Genomic DNA, 17,706 nt, shown 5'->3' with positions numbered 1-17,706 from the left:
CAAGAATATAAATGCCTCGGTGGCGGAACTGGTAGACGCGCTGGATTCAAAATCCTGTACTTTCGGGTGTGCCGGTTCGATTCCGGCCCGAGGTACCAATAAAAAAGCTGATGATTTTTTCATCGGCTTTTTTATTGCCCTCTTCTCTCACACTGTTGCTCACTCTTCTCGATTGCTCTATCCATCAGCTTTTTTACAGTGTGAGTGTGAGAACCGAGTGTGAGATTGCGCTAAATCGAAAAATTGATGTTCATAGCTGTTATTTTTTAGTGCAAGAAAAGAAATGAGGTTTATATTGAAGTTCTGTCAGAATTTATTCTTTATTTTTAGAATCAATTAATCCACCGATAATATCTAAGGGCATGAAACTCCTGAATAAATGGGATCTTAAACAGCAAATGGCGGTTGTTGCTTCAATAACCGGAATATTAATTTCCTTAACCATTTTTCTTCCTGTATGTACTTATTTTGAATTCAATGAAACGGAAAACGGGATTGTTGAAAGAGTGGTCTATGGATTTGAAACGTTGAGCGTTTTAACCCATTTTTACTGTTTCACTTGTGTGGCAGTTGCAGCATTTACTTTCAACAGGACTATTCTTCGAATAACCAATATTATGATTTGGACTTTTTTTTCAATTAAATTTTTGGCTGTTTTGCTTTTCTCTAATCCTTATGCCATTTATGGACCAATTGCTCCAAGAACCGAAGTTGGTTATATTCTAAGTTTCTTTATGGTTCTGATGTTTCTTATTACAAGCTTTTTTTGGAGACGAAAATTTGATTCAATAAAAATTAATCGAAATCAGACAATTGTTTTAGGAAGCATTACAGGTATATTAGTTTGTTCACCCATCATTTGGTTTATATCAGTTCTTTTGAGAGAGGGCTTATAACTTCTTTGAAAATAAAGTTGAACTATTGACGTAATATCTTCTCCACAAAAGTTCGATTTCTTTCCGCTTCGAGGTACCAATAAAAAAGCTGATGATTTTCATCGGCTTTTTTATTGCCCTCTTCTCTCACACTGTTGCTCGCTCTTATCATTTGTCTTCATCAGCTTTTTTTCGGATCAAGACCAAATTCTGGGGACTAAGCATAAATTTGCGTTAATCGGAATAAAAAATATTGGATATCCCTAACACCTCTAAATTGAGATCTAAATGCTTTTATTTTGGCATTAAAGGCTTCCGCTGAAGCCTTTATAAATGATCAGTCAAAAGATTTGCATTTAACGAAGGAAAAGTATTCTTCAATTAAAAATTGATGAAGAGCTGAGTCCAAAAGCAAATTTTATCAAATCGAGATTATTTAAAATTGTTGAAGGCGAAAGAAATTTAGCTAAGAAACATGTTCTTGAGGATGAGATTAATAAAATTGAAGCTCGTTTGCTGGAGTTTGAAAACGATTTTATTCAGCAGATATAGTCAATTCTTTCTTTAATGACCTTTCCATGATTGGTGGTAATAGACAAATAATAATATTGGATAACAAAAGCCCTGAGCAAACACTTAAGGGTAGCTACAAGCATATAGAGTTTTCAGGTGTCAAAGGAATTGGAAGGCCAGGATTTCCCCCTGTATAATTAACAACCATTAAGATGGATGTATCCATCATAGTATTCGAATATTGCTATTTATGATGCTTTTATCCATCACACAATGATTTTTTAAACAAAAAAATAACTATATTTGTCGTATAAAAACATCACAAAGCTTAAAAATTCAATTTTATGACGGTTAAAAGCATCATGAATATATACAGGATGAGTGATGATGCAATCATTCATACAATAGGCGATTTTGTTAAACATCATCGTTTACAACAGAACATCAAACAAAAGGACCTAGCAGAAAGAGCGGGAATAAATAGAACCACTCTTTCGGATTTGGAAATGGGAAAAAGATGTCAATTAATAACATTGATTCAAGTACTAAGAATACTCAACAAACTACATGTCTTCGAATCGTTTGAGGTGAAGAGCCAAATCAGCCCAATTCTGTTGGCAGAAATGGAAATGAAGAAACGACAAAAAGCTTCTGGTCAAAAAAAAGACTCAACAAGTAAAAAATCAGACTGGTAATGATAAATAATGCCTTTGTAAATATCTGGAACAAAAGAGTTGGAGCGATAGCTTGGGATCCAGAAACAGGTTTAGGTACTTTTCAGTACGATTCGACATTTTTAAAAACAGGCCTTGATTTATCACCGATACTAATGCCTATAAGTCAAGGAGAAAACTTGTGTCAGTTCACAGAAAACAGAGAAAACTCAACTTTTAAAGGATTACCTGGATTATTAGCAGATATTCTTCCTGATAAATATGGAAATGCTCTAATTAATACATGGTTGGCAAGGCAAGGACGACCAACAAATAGTTTAAATCCAGTTGAGACTTTATGTTTCATTGGAGAAAGGGGTATGGGAGCACTAGAATTCGAACCCGTTCAACCAAAACCAAAGAATACATCAACTAAAATTGAACTAGGTAGTCTAATTGAAATTGCAGAAGAAATACTTACAGGCAGGAAGGATTTCACAACAAACCTAACAGAGGACGAGGAAAAAGCGCTTTTTGAAATTCTAAAAATTGGCTCTTCTGCAGGTGGGGCAAGGGCAAAGGCTCTTATTGCGTATAATGAAAATAGTGGAGAAGTTAGAAGTGGTCAAGCAAGCGTACCAAAAGGATTTGAACACTGGCTAATCAAGTTCGATGGTGTGTCTGATTCTCAATTTGGTGTATCTAAAGGATATGGTCGAGTGGAAATGGCATACTACAAAATGGCCAAGGATTCTGGGATACAAATGATGGAATGTAGATTACTAGAAGAGAATGAACGAGCACACTTCATGACTAAGCGTTTTGACAGGGAACATGGAAGGGGAAAAATTCATGTTCAAACATTCTGTGCTATGAGACACTACGATTTTAATGAGGTTAACTTATATAGTTATGAAGAGCTTTTTGAAACCATGCGAATGCTCGGATTAAGTTATCCGAGTGCACAAGAACTTTTCCGCAGAATGGTTTTTAATGTTATATCAAGAAACTGTGATGACCATACAAAAAACTTTGCCTTTGTAATGGATAAATCTGGAGATTGGAAGTTATCACCTGCCTATGATGTTTGTCACGCATATAGACCAGGAAGCGATTGGGTAAGTCAACATGCGCTAAGTATAAACGGCAAAAGAAAAAACATTACACGACAAGACCTACTTGCGGTTAGTAAGAGCATGAATATTAAAAATGCTGAAGAGATAATTGATAAAGTATCGAACGTAGTATCGAACTGGAAAGATTATGCAGATGATGTAAAAGTAGATACCGAACTACGTGATTCAATCGGAATTACACATTTAATTTTATAGCTAATTTTTGTCTTCATTTTCGTTCTCAATCTCACTCTTTCTTCTGCCGTTATTTTTGAGAATGAGAAACAGAACGAGAATGAAGCTTGCAGTTATATCCTTCAAAAAGTTCGATTTCTTTTCGTTTTTAGAAACTTTTCAATTTGTGACTACCAAAGCTCCTCAACTTCATAGTTGAGTTATTAGATATTTATGCGAATTTTGTTTTTGAGTCGCTTCACACAATAATGCAATTGTCCTATTTTATTAAAGAGGAATTTTTCACAACCCCGTTAATTAAAAATAAAACAATCTAAATAAGCGTTAAAATTCATTTTGAAAAGAGTTGATCAAAAAAATTATCGTATTTTTCAAATTGAAAATTTGTGTCAATATGAAAAAAAGTTGGGGAAATATTCTTTTTGAACGCATTCTCTTTGTCATTATTGGGTTGCTTTTAATCTTCGTTTGCACAACTGGATACTGGGTTTATGATCATTTGGGACAAGTTTCCGAGAGCCCACTCCCTACAGATTTAAAGGAAACACGCCGCTTTCTTGTCCGAGATTTGAACAACAATGTTTTGAAGTCGGATAATTTAACCTACTCTTATCTGTATCAAAACAACCCCAACGCACTTTTGGATTTTGAAATTTTAGAATCTCAAACAAACCGCAAAATAGAGCTTCTTAAATCTTATAGTCCTGCTGATTCAAACTACCAAAATCAGATCAAGAAACTCGGAAATTTGGTGAATGCGCGGTTTTTCAATTTAGATACCTTGATGAGTATTAAGAATGAAAACCGGGTGAACGAGACCATGGCTATCGTTGAAAATGAGCTAGAGAATGCCGGCCAAATCGCGAAAATAAAAATGGAAATTCGGGATGAGGTCAATGCACTTCAAGTTGTTCCAGTTCCGCAACAAGAAGAGCCAACAAAAAAGAAATGGTTTCAACGAAAAAATAAACAATCTGAGCCTACTAAAGTTGTAGCTGCCCCAGGAGTAAAGTTAAAAGCCTCAGATATTGCACAAGAAAGCACCAATGAAATTGCCAAAAAGATAAAATCAGTTAAGAATGTGGCTGTTTCCAAAGAATCCCAATTGAATCTCTACAAGTTGAATTTGGAACGCGAAAATAACCTGTTGAGTAAGCATATCAGTCAAATTTTCCAAGCTATTGAGTTGTCGGATAAGAAAGAACTATTGAAAGAAACCAAACATGCGAAGCAAGTTGCCGCCGAAACCAATCAAATCATCTTATTGTTTAGTATTATTTCTATTCTTCTGATTGTAATGATTGTTCTTTTAATCATTACTCTTTTCAAAAAATCGAAAGAAACGAATTTTCAACTAGAACTGGCAAAAGATAAAAGTGATCAATTGACAGAAGCAAAATCACGCTTTTTGGCTACAATGAGTCACGAAATTAGAACTCCCTTGAATGCGATTTCTGGTTTTACGGAGCAATTGTTTTTCGAACCCTTGAATGCAAGTGCTGCTAAAAAAGTGAAGATTATTCGCAATTCTGTGAAACATCTTTCTCAAATCACCAATGAAATTTTGGATCTTTCAAAACTGGAAAAAGACCATATTCAATTGGAAAAAATTGCCTTCAATCCTGCCAATGAAATTGCAATGCTCCAGGAACAATATGAATTACAGGTACAAGAACGAAACAATCAGTTGGTGGTTGAATTAGATCAGGCTCCTTTTCCAAATGTATTGGGAGATCCATTGCGTTTTCGTCAAATCATTATTAACCTAATCAGCAACGCTAATAAATTTTCGAAAGACGGATTGATTACCATTCTCTTAAAGTTTGAAAAGGTAGATGATAAACAAATTCGCTGTTTGATTGAAGTGCAAGATCAAGGAATTGGAATGTCTACAGGACAGAAAGAACGAATCTTTGAGCCTTTCGAGCAAGCTGATTTGACGGTTACACGAAAATATGGAGGGACAGGTTTAGGTTTAAGTATCACCAAACAAATCATCGACAAGCAAAATGGCTCCATTCGGGTGAATAGTAAAGAAGGAATTGGAACTACTTTCTTCATTGAAATACCGTTTGAAATAACCGAAGATAAGATTGATGTGCCACGAGAGCCATCTCGCACCGATTTCTCTTTCCTAAAAGATAAGAGCGTATTGATTGTAGATGATGAACCATTTAATCGGACACTGCTACGAAGTCTGTTTCATGGAATAAATTTAACCTTACTCGAAGCATCTAACGGATTAGAAGCTTTGGAACAGTTGAAAAACAACGATGTGGACATTATCTTATTGGATATCCGAATGCCTGAAATGAATGGTCACGAACTCCGTCAGAAAATGGGAGAAATGGAAACCTTGAATCAAATTCCAGTAGTTGGCTTGACGGCGACTCTGGATTCTGAAAAAAGAAAACGAATGCTTGAATCTGGTTGGGCAGAAGTTCTAACAAAACCAGTAAATCCAGAGGAATTAAGAGGGATATTGTATCACATTTATAAAGATCACAACATGGGAACGGAATTAGACGAAGCAGACTTCAAAAGTCTGCAAAAATTGACCAATAACAATGAGCCTTTCTACAAAGAATTGCTTCAAACTTTTGTGAGTTCGACTGAAAAGGGGTTAATCAAAATGAAAGAATTGGCCGAAGCACAAAACTGGAGCGAAACTTCGGAATTGGCCCATCAATTAGCAGCGCCTTTCAAGCATTTTGGAGCAAATAATTGCTATACAACGTTGAAAGAAATTGAACGTATGGGAAAAGAAACCGTAATTGTTCATGAAATGCAAGACCTCATGGAAGCTTTTGAGGACCAAGCACAACACATGATTGATCAAGTAAAAGAAAAATTAAATTAAGAATAGAGTTATGGAAACCGGTATCGCACAACGCATTTTTATTGTGGAAGACAATGATTGGTATCAAAAATTATTAGTCCATACCGTCTCATTGAATCCCGATTACGAAGTTGAATCGTTTTCAACAGGGAAGGAGTTACTCGTTCGTCTAAACAGCGATGTTCCAGACTTAATTACGATGGATTATCGTTTGCCCGACATTTCAGGTGAAGAACTATTGGAAAAAATCAAGGCAACTTGTCCTGGAACGCAAGTCATTGTCATTTCAGAACAGGAGGAAATTGAAACTGCAGTTAGTTTATTGAAATTGGGGGCTTATGATTACATCGTAAAAGGAACAGATATTCGAAATCGGTTGTTGAATACACTTGCAAATGCTCAAAATCAGACCAAACTCTTGAAGAAAATCGAGAAGTTGGAGCAAGAGGTTCAAACAAAATACAATTTCAGCGATACAATTATTGGTCAAAGTAGCAAGATGCAACATATTTTCATGTTGCTTCAAAAAGCAGTTTCCAACAATATTACTGTTTCGATTACTGGCGAAACGGGAACAGGGAAAGAAGTCATAGCAAAAGCCATTCACTACAATTCCATATACAAAGACAAGCCTTTTGTTGCCATTAACGTTGCTGCAATTCCCAAAGAATTATTTGAAAGCGAATTATTTGGCCATGAAAAAGGGTCTTTTACAGGAGCAAATCAAACCCGCATTGGGAAATTTGAAGAAGCAGACGGAGGAACCTTGTTTCTAGATGAAATAGCGGAATTGGATCCTGTATTTCAAGCAAAACTACTGCGTGCATTGCAAGAACGTGAAATTACACGTGTTGGAGGAAATAAAATCTACAAATTCAATTGTCGAATCATTGTTGCAACCCATAAAAATTTACTACAAGAAGTAAAATCTGGAAGTTTTCGAGAAGATTTGTACTATCGCTTGTTCGGTCTTCCGATTGAATTACCACCACTTCGCGAACGTGAAAAAGATACTTTACTGATGAGTAAGAGCTTTGTGGAACGCTTCTGCAAAGAAAACGGAATGTCTGTAAAGAAAATTAGCCCAGCGGCTCAGAACAAGCTTTTAGCTTATCCTTGGCCAGGAAATGTCCGTGAATTGAAATCGGTCATTGAACTTGCATCTGTGATGTCGATGAACGATGTGATTGATGCAGATGATATCGTGGTAGCGAGTGCGGATGTTCTTTCAGGAATTATTGCGGAAGAAATGAGTTTGCGTGCTTACAATCGGAGAATTGTTCAGTTGTTCTTGGACAAATACAACAACAATACAAAGTTGGTTGCAGATAAATTGGATATTGGTCAAACCACCATTTATCGGATGTTAAAAGAAGAAGATGAGGATTGATGTTTTTTCATTTTGAAAATATTTTTTTCATTTTGAAAATATTCTGAAATTATGACAAAGTTAAAACCGTTGATTATCAACGGTTTTTTTGTTTTTATGGCTTTGGCACGTTCTTTAGAATAGACTATGCAAGAAATTACTTTGAAAAAACGTTTTCAAACACAGTGATTACACATTTGAAATGAAAATTTGAGTTATATAGGAAGTATTTCCGTTCGTGTGGTAAAACGGTCTCTTTTGGGGGCCAAACCGCCAAATCGAAAATACAACCAAAAAGGTCTTACAATAGTCTCGACTTAGGAATTATGGTTTTTGGGTTTGAATTACAAAATTCCTAAGACAGCTATTGTGACATTGAATCTTATTATGAAGAAAAATTATTAAAGAGTGTACTATCAATCATAACGCTATAAGTTAGGTAACAATTAGGTTAGTTTAGGTTTCAGTTTAGGTTTAATTTAGAGGTAATACATGTACAAGGTTGATAGTGAAGTACGTGTGGTAGCTACGCCCCCAGTGAAGAAATTTGCTGGGGGTTTGTATTTTATGGAAAATTTTTCTAGAACAAAAAAGTGGGGGACACGATACTTCGCGTCCCCCACAATATTTACCTTTTAATATATTATTCATGCTTCATTGCCTTCATCACCTCGTCCAAATCGACATTCAAGCCTTTTGCTACGGCAGTTCCTAAATTTGGGTTTGCACGGAAAAAGTGACACAATTGGCGATTGATAATGAGGTCTTTCTTTGGACCAGTTATTCCACTCATTGCATCCACAATATTTGAAACCAAGTTGTGACGGTCGTAATCATTCATGGCTTTGGTAAATAATAAACCAGGTTGGGTATAATGATCGTTGTCATTTTCTCCATTGCGGTCATACCAATCAGCTAATGTACTATCCAATTGAATCGGCGGCTCTTTGTATGCCTGATCGATTTCAATATCATCAAAGCTGTTAGGATTGTAATTTGGAGCATCTTCTCCGTTTCCATTTACAGCCATCAAGCCATCACGTTCGTAATTAGCGACCATATACGGGCATTGATTTACTGGAATTTGCTCAAAATTTACACCCAAACGGTAACGATGTGCATCTGGATAAGATAACAATCTTCCTTGAAGCATTTTATCGTGGGAATATCCTATTCCGTCCACTACGTGAGCTGGTGCAAACGCACTTTGTTCCACATCTGCAAAGTAGTTCTTTGGAATTTGATTCAGCTCCATCACTCCAACATCGATTAACGGAAAATCTCCATGCGGCCAAACTTTCGTTAGGTCAAACGGATTGAAGGGGAATTGTTTTGCCTGTTCATCCGTCATTACTTGAATTTTCAAGTCCCATTTTGGAAAATCCTTTCGATCAATTGCATCCACCAAATCGCGCTGAGCAAAATCCGGATCTTTCCCTTTCATTTCTCCAGCATCATCTCCAGTAAAGTTTTTGATCCCTTGCTGTGTTTCGAAATGGAATTTTACCCAAACGCGTTCATTTTTTGCGTTAATCATACTGAATGTATGTGATCCAAATCCATGCATGTGTCTGAATCCGTGAGGAGTTCCACGATCACTCATCAAAATCATCACTTGGTGCAAACTCTCCGGATTTAAACTCCAAAAATCCCACATCATCGTCGGACTTTTACAATTCGTTCTTGGATCGCGTTTTTGGGTATGAATAAAATCTGAAAACTTCTTCGGGTCTTTGATAAAGAAAACGGGTGTATTATTTCCAACCAAATCCCAATTTCCGTCTTCGGTGTAGAACTTCAGTGCAAACCCACGCGGGTCGCGCTCTGTGTCAGCGCTTCCCTTTTCTCCACCTACGGTAGAAAAGCGAGCAAACATCTTTGTTTCCTTCCCAATTTTATTGAAAATTTTGGCTTTTGTGTACTTGGAAATATCATGTGTTACCGTAAATGTTCCAAATGCACCAGAACCTTTGGCATGGACTACTCTTTCAGGGATTCGTTCCCTATTGAAATGCGCCATTTTCTCATGCAGAATAAAATCTTGCAGTAAAAGTGGTCCGCGAGCTCCAATGCTCATTGAATTCTCGTCCTCCACATAAGGCTTTCCGGAAGCAGTCGTTAGTCTTTTTTTATTTTCTTCCATAAACTTGGTTGTTTCGTTATCGATCGTAAATGCTATCTGTTATTTTTGATGGAAAAAGGTACGAATTAAGATGGAAAAATCAAAGGCAGAATTTCATGAATTAAAGAAACATGGAAACATAAGGTATTATTTAAAGTACTGATATCTTTAAAAAGAGTCTCTGATGATCTTTAGAAAATTGGTTTAAATTTGAGAAGGAGAATGGTTTGATTTTGTTTAAATAAGACAAACGAATGCAAAACCCCAATAGTCACTACATAATGTCTAAAAATCTGATGAAATACACCATGAATGACACAGAATAAAACAACACTCATATCACTCAAAGACTTTATAAAAACAGGACATTTTGGCCTTGTTAAAATAGGTATGACAAAAGATGAAGTTATTAAAGTTCTAGGACAGCCTGACTCAGATAACGATTATGGGACTGGCTCAGGAGGAATGATGTTTGCAAGGTATGAGTTTTTCTATTGGCAGAACAACTTAAAGATAAATGGTATTCAAAACGACCATTTGCAAGCAGATTGTAGTAATCATAAAGAAATGATAAATTTTAAAAATGAATTATGGACTATCGACAAGTGGTTCTTGCAGGATAACAAGAATAAAACCTTCGGAGAAGTTGTAGAACTGTTAAACCTAGAAAAAATCTCTTTTGAGATAGTTCCTTCATATAGTGGCAGTAACGAAAATGTAATCAAATGTTTAAAAAGTAATGTGACGTTTGATTTTGTGAATGAATACAGCCAAATAGAACTTAATGAAAAAGGAAAATTTAAAACTTATAAAGATTATATTGAAGAAGAGCAATCAAATTATGTTTTGAATGGAATTAGATTATTTGACTACTGAACTAACATTAGTTTGTAATATAGCCTTTGATATAATCGAAGAAGATAGGTATACCAATTAGTGGAATCTATATAGAAATAAACTGTAACTTCTAATCCCCATAAACGTCTTAGAAGTACAATTTCAAAACACATGAAAATAACTACTCTTCTTATTTCGATTCTTGCTTTTTTCGGAATAACACAATCCACTTATGGTCAGACAAAACCAATCAAATACAGTTACGAAACCAGTCTTAAAAAGCTTTCAGATGATAAATTGGCTGTTCGTTTAAAAATCACGGGCTTTTCAGAAGATACACTTACGTATTGTTTTCCGAAGATTATTCCAGGAATTTATGGCGCCATGAATTTCGGGCAATACATTTCAGCTTTCGAAGTCTTTGACAAAAAAGGCAACAAATTAAAAACCGAAAAAACAGACTTGAATTCGTGGAAGATTTATGACGCCAAACGAATATCCCGTGTTTCCTATTTGGTAGATGATGCTTGGGAAGCTTTCGATGAGAACATGAAGAATGGCTTTTACCGATCTGCAGCAAGTTCATTCAGCGATAGTTCATTTGTAATCACTCCCAATAGTCTTTTCGGTTATTTTCGAGGACATGTTAATCATCCAATTGAGTTAACGATTCAAAAAGGAATCAATTTGTATCCCGCAACCAGTTTGAGGAAAACCGTGAAACCAAATCAAGATTTTTTTGACGCTGATAACTACCACCAACTAGTTGATAATCCAATTCTATATGCTTTGCCAGATACTACGATGATTCACTTACCAGGAATTTCGGTGGAAGTAGCTTGTCATTCCACATCGGGGAAACCCATTTCCAAAGACATTGCGGAGTATATTCGACCGCTTTTAATCAATCAGGCAAAATACTTGAACAATAAATTGCCCGTAGATCACTATACCTTTCTTATTTATCACAGTTTGGCATCTAATCGCACTCATTTGATTGGAGACGGTTTGGAACACTCCAATTCAACATTGATTTTGTTGTACATGCCTTTGGATATTGAAACAATCCGGCAGAATATTTACGGGATAGCGAGTCATGAGTTTTTCCATACTTTAATGCCGCTTGGCTTACATTCTTATGAAATTGAAAACTACGATTACAACGACCCGAAATTTTCGAAACATTTGTGGTTATACGAAGGAATGACGGAATATTTCACCATGCACATGCCTGTAAAAACTGGATTACGAACCGAAAAAGAGTTTTTCAAGATTGTAGAAGAAAAAATGGCAGCCATGAAGCAATTCGATCCGAATCTTGCAATAAGTGATTTGAGTCTACATCCGATGGAACACCAAGAGGATTATTACAACGTCTATCTGAGAGGAGCTTTAATCAATTTGTGTTTGGATATCCAATTGCGCGAATTATCGGGGGGGGAATATGGCACAAAAGATTTGGTATTGGACTTAATCAAACATTACAGAGGAAAGCCCTTTGAAGACAATCAACTGTTTAAGGAAATAGTGAATCTAAGCGATTCTCCAGAACTCGAAACATTCATAGCTGATTACATAAAAGGAACGAAAGAACTTCCTTTGGAAGAATTATTGCTCAAGGCAGGATTAAAAATCCAAAATGGCAAAATAACGGAAGTGGAAAACCCTACAACTGAGCAACAAAAATTGCGCGCAGCTTGGCTTCATTGAATAAGTTTTATTTAATAATTATTCAATGAGGATTTTAAGCATCTTTCGTTTCATCCGAAAATCCCACGGATTTTGAATCAATACTTCTTCGCCTTTACGGTATTGTGAAAGATCTACTTTCTGATCTATTTCTCCGTCTCTAGTGAAATAAATGACGTTGCGTGAAGGAGATCCATTTTTCAAATAGAACTGGGCGTATGGCTTTCCATTGGGATAAAAATTCATTCGGAGATCTTCCCGTCGGTTATAAAAAGTAACATCCGAATTAAGCGGCTTCGTTAAGTGCATTGCCACAGTCATTTTACCCTTCTTATTATATCTCACATACGTTCCTTCGAAGTTGCCAATGAAGTGCTTCAATAAACTATCTTTTTTATGCACAATCATCATAGAATCAACCCCTGAAAGAAGCATAGAATCAGATAGATACATTGTATTTATATACTTGGTATCTTCAATCATAGTATAAACAGGATGAAGTAAACTTCCGTTGACGAGTGTAAAATGATAGGTCGTATTTTTATCCAAGACCTTAAAATCTCCCGAGTATCCTAGTTCTGTTTGAGACCAGGAGTAAGTTGCCGTTAGACACACTATTATAAAAGTAGCCGCTTTAACAATAATCATATAAAATGTATTAGTTTAAGTTGGTAAAGGCAATCGATTTGCCTTCACAATCTTTTTTGAATCACTTGTAGGTTGTATTTCATGACCGTGAAAGGTTGCATATTGTTTGGTAAATTCTGCTCCAAAAAACAAAATCATACACGAATAAGATACCCAAAGCATAATTAACACCACCGATCCTGCTGCTCCGTAAGCCGATGCTGGATTTGCTTTTGCAAAATAAATTCCCAGGCCAAATTTGCCCAGTATAAAAAGAAGGGTTGTGACCATTGCACCAATCCAAACATCCCGAAATTGGATTTTAGCATCGGGCAATATTTTAAAAATTAGTGCGAAAAGTACAGTAATCACAGCAAAAGAGAGTATGAAATTTGCAGTCTTAAGTACAAATGGCATAAAGTCAGGAAGATGCGTTTTAATCATCTCGCTAAATGCTTCTAACCCTGTAGTAAGCAATAAGGAAATGAGCATCAAAAACCCCAGTGACAAAACTAGCCCAAGAGAAAACAAGCGTGTTTTAATGGTTTTCAACCATTTTTTCTTGGCAACTACCTGCACTTCCCATATTTGATTCAAAGAAGTCTGTAATTCCGTAAATACTCCCGTTGAACCTACAATCAAGGTTACAAAACCAATAATAGCGGCAATAATGGATGTTTTCTCTTCAGAAACTTTTGCAATAATACTCTCGATGGACTCAGCGGTCTCTGTACCCAATGCTGATTTGATTTGACCAGAAATTTGTCCTTGAACCGCCTCTTCACCAAATACCAATCCAGCTACAGCAATGATGATCACTAAAAGTGCAGGAATCGAAAAAACAGCATAATATCCCACCACTGCACTTTGCCTGAATGGATCAGCTGCTATCCAATCCTTGGCCGTGTTTTTTGTAATTGTCCAAAGACTTCTGAAAAATGTTTTCTTTTTTGTTCTTGGCATAATACACTCTTTCTAATCGAATAGAATGTAGGTCTTTTGGTTTTAACTTCCAAAGATTTAAGCACAGACCTGTAAAAGATGTAAGTTTTTTATGGATTTCTGCAAACGAGGGCTAGTTGTTCGTCGAATTTCTTTTTTTGAACCGCCATTTTTCACTTTTGCCTACTATATTCAAGTATTCGCCATAACAGATGTTGATACTCAGTTTTAAACTAAGGCTGTGAAGTGATGAATGATAGCGCTGAGGGGAATCCATTCGGAAATAATACCCATAATTCAAGGATAGGACTCCAAATAAGCTCAAACCAATTTCAGGGAGAAAGAAATTAGACTTTTTAGCAATCAAAACAGAGCTTTGTACATTGAAACCAATGGGATAAGTTACATTCTGATAAATTGCTCGAAGAGAAAAGCCGTTGCAGTTTTGATCCATCAATGTAATCCATTTGTAGGAAGCTTCTAGCCCATAATAGTTGATTACATTATTTGTGAGTCGGCCTCGGGTTGCAAATACATTGGCTCCTAATTCAAAAGATTTGAGATCCACAAAATTCTTTTCGATGCTTATTCCTGGATAATACCTCAATTTCTCAACCGTTCTGTTTACCTGTCCAAAGAGCGAAGCTGGAAACTGCAGTAAAACGAAGAAGAAAAGGATGTAAAAAGTGTTTTTCAGGATCAATCACAAAAGTTGGGGAGGAATTTGAATAGAATTTAGAACTTTGGAAAAAAAAGCGATTGGATCCACAAATTGAACTATTGAAACTGGTACTTCCAGAGTTATTGGTTGATTTCTTTGACTTCATGAAAGTTGAAAAGCAAAATGAAACGTTGCATCTTTACTTTGAAGAATTAAATAAACCACCAACAGAGCATCTTCATAAAGAATTAATCTCTAAAGGATTCCATGATGAAATTACGATTCAGGATTTTCCACTCAGAGGTAAACATGTTTTTCTGCATGTAAAGCGCAGAAGATGGACTGATAAGAACACCAAGGAGATTGTTCAAAGAGATTGGAATATCGTTGCTAAAGGTACTCGCATGACCGATGAGTTTGCCTCTTTTTTAAAACAAATCAGTCGCTTCTAAACCGTTCAGCTGTCATACTATTGGTTCATTTTATGGTGTCAAGGGTAAGAAACTACAACGACAGCATAAGGATTGGTTAAGTGATTTTAGGAACTGGGAACAGCTTGCTCATGCCAAAGAGTATTTACTTTTTACCGATAATATTGGAACTCATTTATCCCTGGATGAAACCTCTCTATCTCAGGGTGAGCTTTACACCATCATCACCAACAAAGCAGCCAAAGGAAAACAAGGATCCATTGTCGCAATTATAACAGGAACCAACTCCGAATACATTACAACAATACTTCAAAAAATTCCACTAAAGCTTCGTAAAAAGGTAGTAGAAATAACTCTGGATATGGCTGGAAGCATGAATTTGATTGCAAAAAGAAACTTTCCAGATGCTGTGCTTGTTACAGATCGTTTCCATGTCGAAAAACTAGCTTTGGAAGCCGTTCAGGAGCTTCGCGTAAAGCATCGATGGGAAGCGCTCGATGCAGAAAATGAAGCCATTGAAAAAGCAAAGAATCAAAAGAAAGCATACCATCCTGTTATCCTTGAAAACGGAGATACCATCAGGCAATTATTAGCAAGAAGCAGATACGTACTTTATAAAAAACCTTCTAAATGGACCTTCAATCAAAAACAACGAGCGGAAATCCTATTTTATCTTTATCCAGATATCCAAATAGCTTATCAACTAGCACAACAACTGAAAGGGATTTTTGAACAAACCAAAGACAAAATTTACGCTTACACCAAATTGGCCAAATGGCATGAAAAAGTAACTAAAGCTGGTTTTAAATCTTTCAACTCCATATCTAGAACAATCCAAAATCATTACAAAACAATCCTCAATTACTTTGATAACCGAAGTACAAATGCTTCCGCTGAAGCATTTAATGCCAAAATAAAAGCATTTAGATCTCAATTTAGAGGTGTTAGGGATATCCAATATTTTTTATTCCGATTAACGCAAATTTATGCTTAGTCCCCAGAATTTGGTCTTGATCCGAATTTGGTCTTGATCCGTTTTTCATGTGATTTCTTTGAATGTCCACAGAAAGATGTGCTGATTTGTTTTTCTCACAAAAAAAAAGAGTGTGATTACTCACACTCTTTTTCATTTTTGCTCCCTCTGCTGGACTCGAACCAGCGACCCTCTGATTAACAGTCAGATGCTCTAACCAGCTGAGCTAAGAAGGAATCTGGTTTCGCGGTGCAAATATAGCTAAAGATTTGTTTTTAACACAAATTCTGCGAAAAAAAATGAAAATATTTTTAATGCAATCGAGTAGTAGACTGAGTTTCAGGACTAAAAATCGTCTTCAGTCAATGTGAAATCATCCAAACTTGCGTCACAACCTTCATCTTCGCAAGGTGATTCGTTATCATCTACCATATCAAACGGAAGATCTTCCTCGCATTTTGCTGGTCTCAAAATATTCGTTCTTGAAACATTCAAACGGATTTCAGATCTGGAAGAACCATCTTCTTGGGAAAAAGATTTCGCGAAAGGGGTTCCTACGAGTTCCACCAATGCACCTTTTTTCAAAAAGTCTAGAATGCGCATATTCGCACCTTCCTTCTTCCAAATGGTACAATTTACCCAAGTTGTCTTGGTTCTTGCTTCTCCTGTACGCTTATCACGCCAGTTTTTATTGTGCGCAACTGGAAAATTTACTGCAATAACACCGCGCTCCATTTGTTTCACGACGGCATCTTTTCCAATATTTCCAATCAAGCGTGTTTCAAAAACAGTTGCCATATCCTTTTGTTGGTAAATTAATGTGTTTCAAGTGTGTTTCTCAACAAAAGTAATACATTTCGAGCTAATTCTTTCGCTCAACGACAATTGAATCAGGGAAACCCTTTTTCTTTACTTCAGCACAATATGCTTCTGCCTCACTTTTTGAGTTGAAACTCCCCGAAAAATACTTGTAGCGGTATCCTGTTTGGGAGATTTGTGTGCGGCTTACAGTGTGTTTCAGATTTTTGAATCCACCTTTTTCAGTATCTAGCCACTCTTTTGAACTCATGATTTGAACACTGTAGCTTTTTTCGGCGGAGTTAGTTGTTTGCGTATTTTTGGAATCGGATCCTGATTTTTTCGTAAATGAAATGGTTGGATGATTTTCCTGCAGGTAAGTTCGCATTCCTCGAAACAAAGCCGATGCAATAATATCTTGCCCATCTGTTGTATTCAAATAATTTGCTTCTGAAACATTGGTCATGAAGCCACATTCTACCAAAACGCTCGTCATTTGAGTAAATTTTAATACTTGCAAGGAATGCTCCCGATCATCAGAATCTTTCACTCCGCGCGATTTTCTACCTGCTTTTCCCTTAAATTCTTCTTCAAAAGCACGTGCAAGTTTCACCGAAGGTTTTGAATTCATGGAATGAACATGTGATTCCGTTCCTTTGATATTCGTATTGGGGCTTCCATTGACATGAACCGAAATAAAATAATCAACGTTTTTGGAATTCGCCATGTTGACGCGTTCATCTAAAGTTGGGTAGCGATCGTCTGTACGTGTATAAAGAACTGTAACATTGCTCAAACGTTCTGTTAAATATGCCCCGAATTTGAGTGAAATTTTTAGCGTTAAGTCTTTTTCAGGCAATAGATTCTTATCCACCGCTTCGTGTCCAGGATCTGAACCACCATGACCTGGATCAATGAGAATAGTAATTCCCTGACCGAAGGAAATAATCGATAAACAGATAAAAACCAAACAAGTGAAAACTAACCGCATATTGCAAATTTAGAGTTCTCTTGAGTTCACTTGATGGGATCTCAAAAAGGTTACTAAATAAACAATGTTAATTTTC

15 protein-coding genes and 2 tRNA genes are annotated in these 17,706 nt (G+C 36.3%); 10 read left to right on the top strand and 7 right to left on the bottom strand.

Annotation, left to right across the window (positions count from 1 at the left end; genetic code table 11):
• The first annotated feature begins 13 nt into the window (after positions 1-13).
• The 6 genes from FLUTA_RS06855 to FLUTA_RS06830 all read left to right on the top strand — a co-directional run bounded on the left by FLUTA_RS06855 (position 14) and on the right by FLUTA_RS06830 (position 7,580).
• Positions 14-98, top strand: a tRNA-Leu gene (locus tag FLUTA_RS06855).
• Between the two features lie 264 nt (positions 99-362).
• The gene (locus tag FLUTA_RS06850; RefSeq protein ID WP_013686131.1) at positions 363-896 is read left to right on the top strand and encodes a hypothetical protein; all 534 of its coding nucleotides are present in this window, start codon (positions 363-365) and stop codon (positions 894-896) included.
• 836 nt (positions 897-1,732) lie between these two features.
• Positions 1,733-2,083 carry a helix-turn-helix domain-containing protein gene (locus tag FLUTA_RS06845; RefSeq protein WP_013686129.1) on the top strand — a complete coding sequence of 117 codons (351 nt, stop codon included), beginning with the start codon at positions 1,733-1,735 and terminating at the stop codon, positions 2,081-2,083.
• Complete coding sequence (locus FLUTA_RS06840; protein ID WP_013686128.1) at positions 2,083-3,372, top strand: type II toxin-antitoxin system HipA family toxin; 1,290 nt, start codon at positions 2,083-2,085, stop codon at positions 3,370-3,372. Before FLUTA_RS06845 ends, FLUTA_RS06840 begins: the two co-directional genes overlap by 1 nt.
• A gap of 373 nt (positions 3,373-3,745) precedes the next feature.
• Entirely contained in the window at positions 3,746-6,211 is a 2,466-nt protein-coding gene (locus FLUTA_RS06835; RefSeq protein WP_013686127.1) for a hybrid sensor histidine kinase/response regulator, read from the top strand.
• 10 nt (positions 6,212-6,221) lie between these two features.
• Positions 6,222-7,580: a sigma-54-dependent transcriptional regulator gene (locus FLUTA_RS06830; protein ID WP_013686126.1), complete on the top strand. Its 1,359-nt coding sequence runs from the start codon at positions 6,222-6,224 to the stop codon at positions 7,578-7,580.
• 622 nt (positions 7,581-8,202) lie between these two features.
• Here FLUTA_RS06830 and FLUTA_RS06825 read toward each other — a convergent pair.
• Entirely contained in the window at positions 8,203-9,702 is a 1,500-nt protein-coding gene (locus FLUTA_RS06825; protein WP_013686124.1) for a catalase, read from the bottom strand.
• Positions 9,703-9,993: 291 nt separating this feature from the next.
• Between FLUTA_RS06825 and FLUTA_RS06820 the strand changes: the two genes are divergently transcribed.
• A complete protein-coding gene (locus FLUTA_RS06820) occupies positions 9,994-10,557 on the top strand; it encodes a hypothetical protein (RefSeq protein ID WP_013686123.1) in 564 nt (187 codons plus the stop codon).
• Positions 10,558-10,689: 132 nt separating this feature from the next.
• Entirely contained in the window at positions 10,690-12,228 is a 1,539-nt protein-coding gene (locus FLUTA_RS06815; protein WP_013686122.1) for a M61 family metallopeptidase, read from the top strand.
• Between the two features lie 18 nt (positions 12,229-12,246).
• On the opposite strand, the gene FLUTA_RS06810 is transcribed toward FLUTA_RS06815, so the two are convergent.
• The 3 genes from FLUTA_RS06810 to FLUTA_RS06800 all read right to left on the bottom strand — a co-directional run bounded on the left by FLUTA_RS06810 (position 12,247) and on the right by FLUTA_RS06800 (position 14,479).
• Entirely contained in the window at positions 12,247-12,855 is a 609-nt protein-coding gene (locus FLUTA_RS06810) for a hypothetical protein (protein ID WP_013686121.1), read from the bottom strand.
• A gap of 15 nt (positions 12,856-12,870) precedes the next feature.
• Positions 12,871-13,797 carry a YihY/virulence factor BrkB family protein gene (locus FLUTA_RS06805; RefSeq protein WP_013686120.1) on the bottom strand — a complete coding sequence of 309 codons (927 nt, stop codon included), beginning with the start codon at positions 13,795-13,797 and terminating at the stop codon, positions 12,871-12,873.
• 112 nt (positions 13,798-13,909) lie between these two features.
• The gene (locus FLUTA_RS06800; protein ID WP_043023700.1) at positions 13,910-14,479 is read right to left on the bottom strand and encodes a hypothetical protein; all 570 of its coding nucleotides are present in this window, start codon (positions 14,477-14,479) and stop codon (positions 13,910-13,912) included.
• A gap of 56 nt (positions 14,480-14,535) precedes the next feature.
• On the opposite strand from FLUTA_RS06800, the gene FLUTA_RS21710 reads away from it, so the two are divergent.
• Complete coding sequence (locus FLUTA_RS21710) at positions 14,536-14,889, top strand: ISAon1 family transposase N-terminal region protein (protein ID WP_043023560.1); 354 nt, start codon at positions 14,536-14,538, stop codon at positions 14,887-14,889.
• 19 nt (positions 14,890-14,908) lie between these two features.
• A complete protein-coding gene (locus FLUTA_RS06790; protein WP_043023561.1) occupies positions 14,909-15,862 on the top strand; it encodes an ISAon1 family transposase in 954 nt (317 codons plus the stop codon).
• Positions 15,863-16,003: 141 nt separating this feature from the next.
• On the opposite strand, the gene FLUTA_RS06785 is transcribed toward FLUTA_RS06790, so the two are convergent.
• The 3 genes from FLUTA_RS06785 to FLUTA_RS06775 all read right to left on the bottom strand — a co-directional run bounded on the left by FLUTA_RS06785 (position 16,004) and on the right by FLUTA_RS06775 (position 17,630).
• Positions 16,004-16,077: transfer RNA gene (locus FLUTA_RS06785), tRNA-Asn, on the bottom strand.
• A 109-nt stretch (positions 16,078-16,186) separates the two neighbouring features.
• Positions 16,187-16,639, bottom strand: coding sequence for a single-stranded DNA-binding protein (locus tag FLUTA_RS06780; RefSeq protein ID WP_013686118.1), 453 nt, complete (start codon positions 16,637-16,639; stop codon positions 16,187-16,189).
• 64 nt (positions 16,640-16,703) lie between these two features.
• A complete protein-coding gene (locus FLUTA_RS06775) occupies positions 16,704-17,630 on the bottom strand; it encodes an N-acetylmuramoyl-L-alanine amidase (protein ID WP_013686117.1) in 927 nt (308 codons plus the stop codon).
• Between the last annotated feature and the right edge of the window lie 76 nt (positions 17,631-17,706).

Source organism: Fluviicola taffensis DSM 16823 (genome assembly GCF_000194605.1).
In the GTDB taxonomy this organism is placed as follows: domain Bacteria; phylum Bacteroidota; class Bacteroidia; order Flavobacteriales_D; family Crocinitomicaceae; genus Fluviicola; species Fluviicola taffensis.
This window is presented reverse-complemented; position numbering and strand designations above follow the sequence as displayed.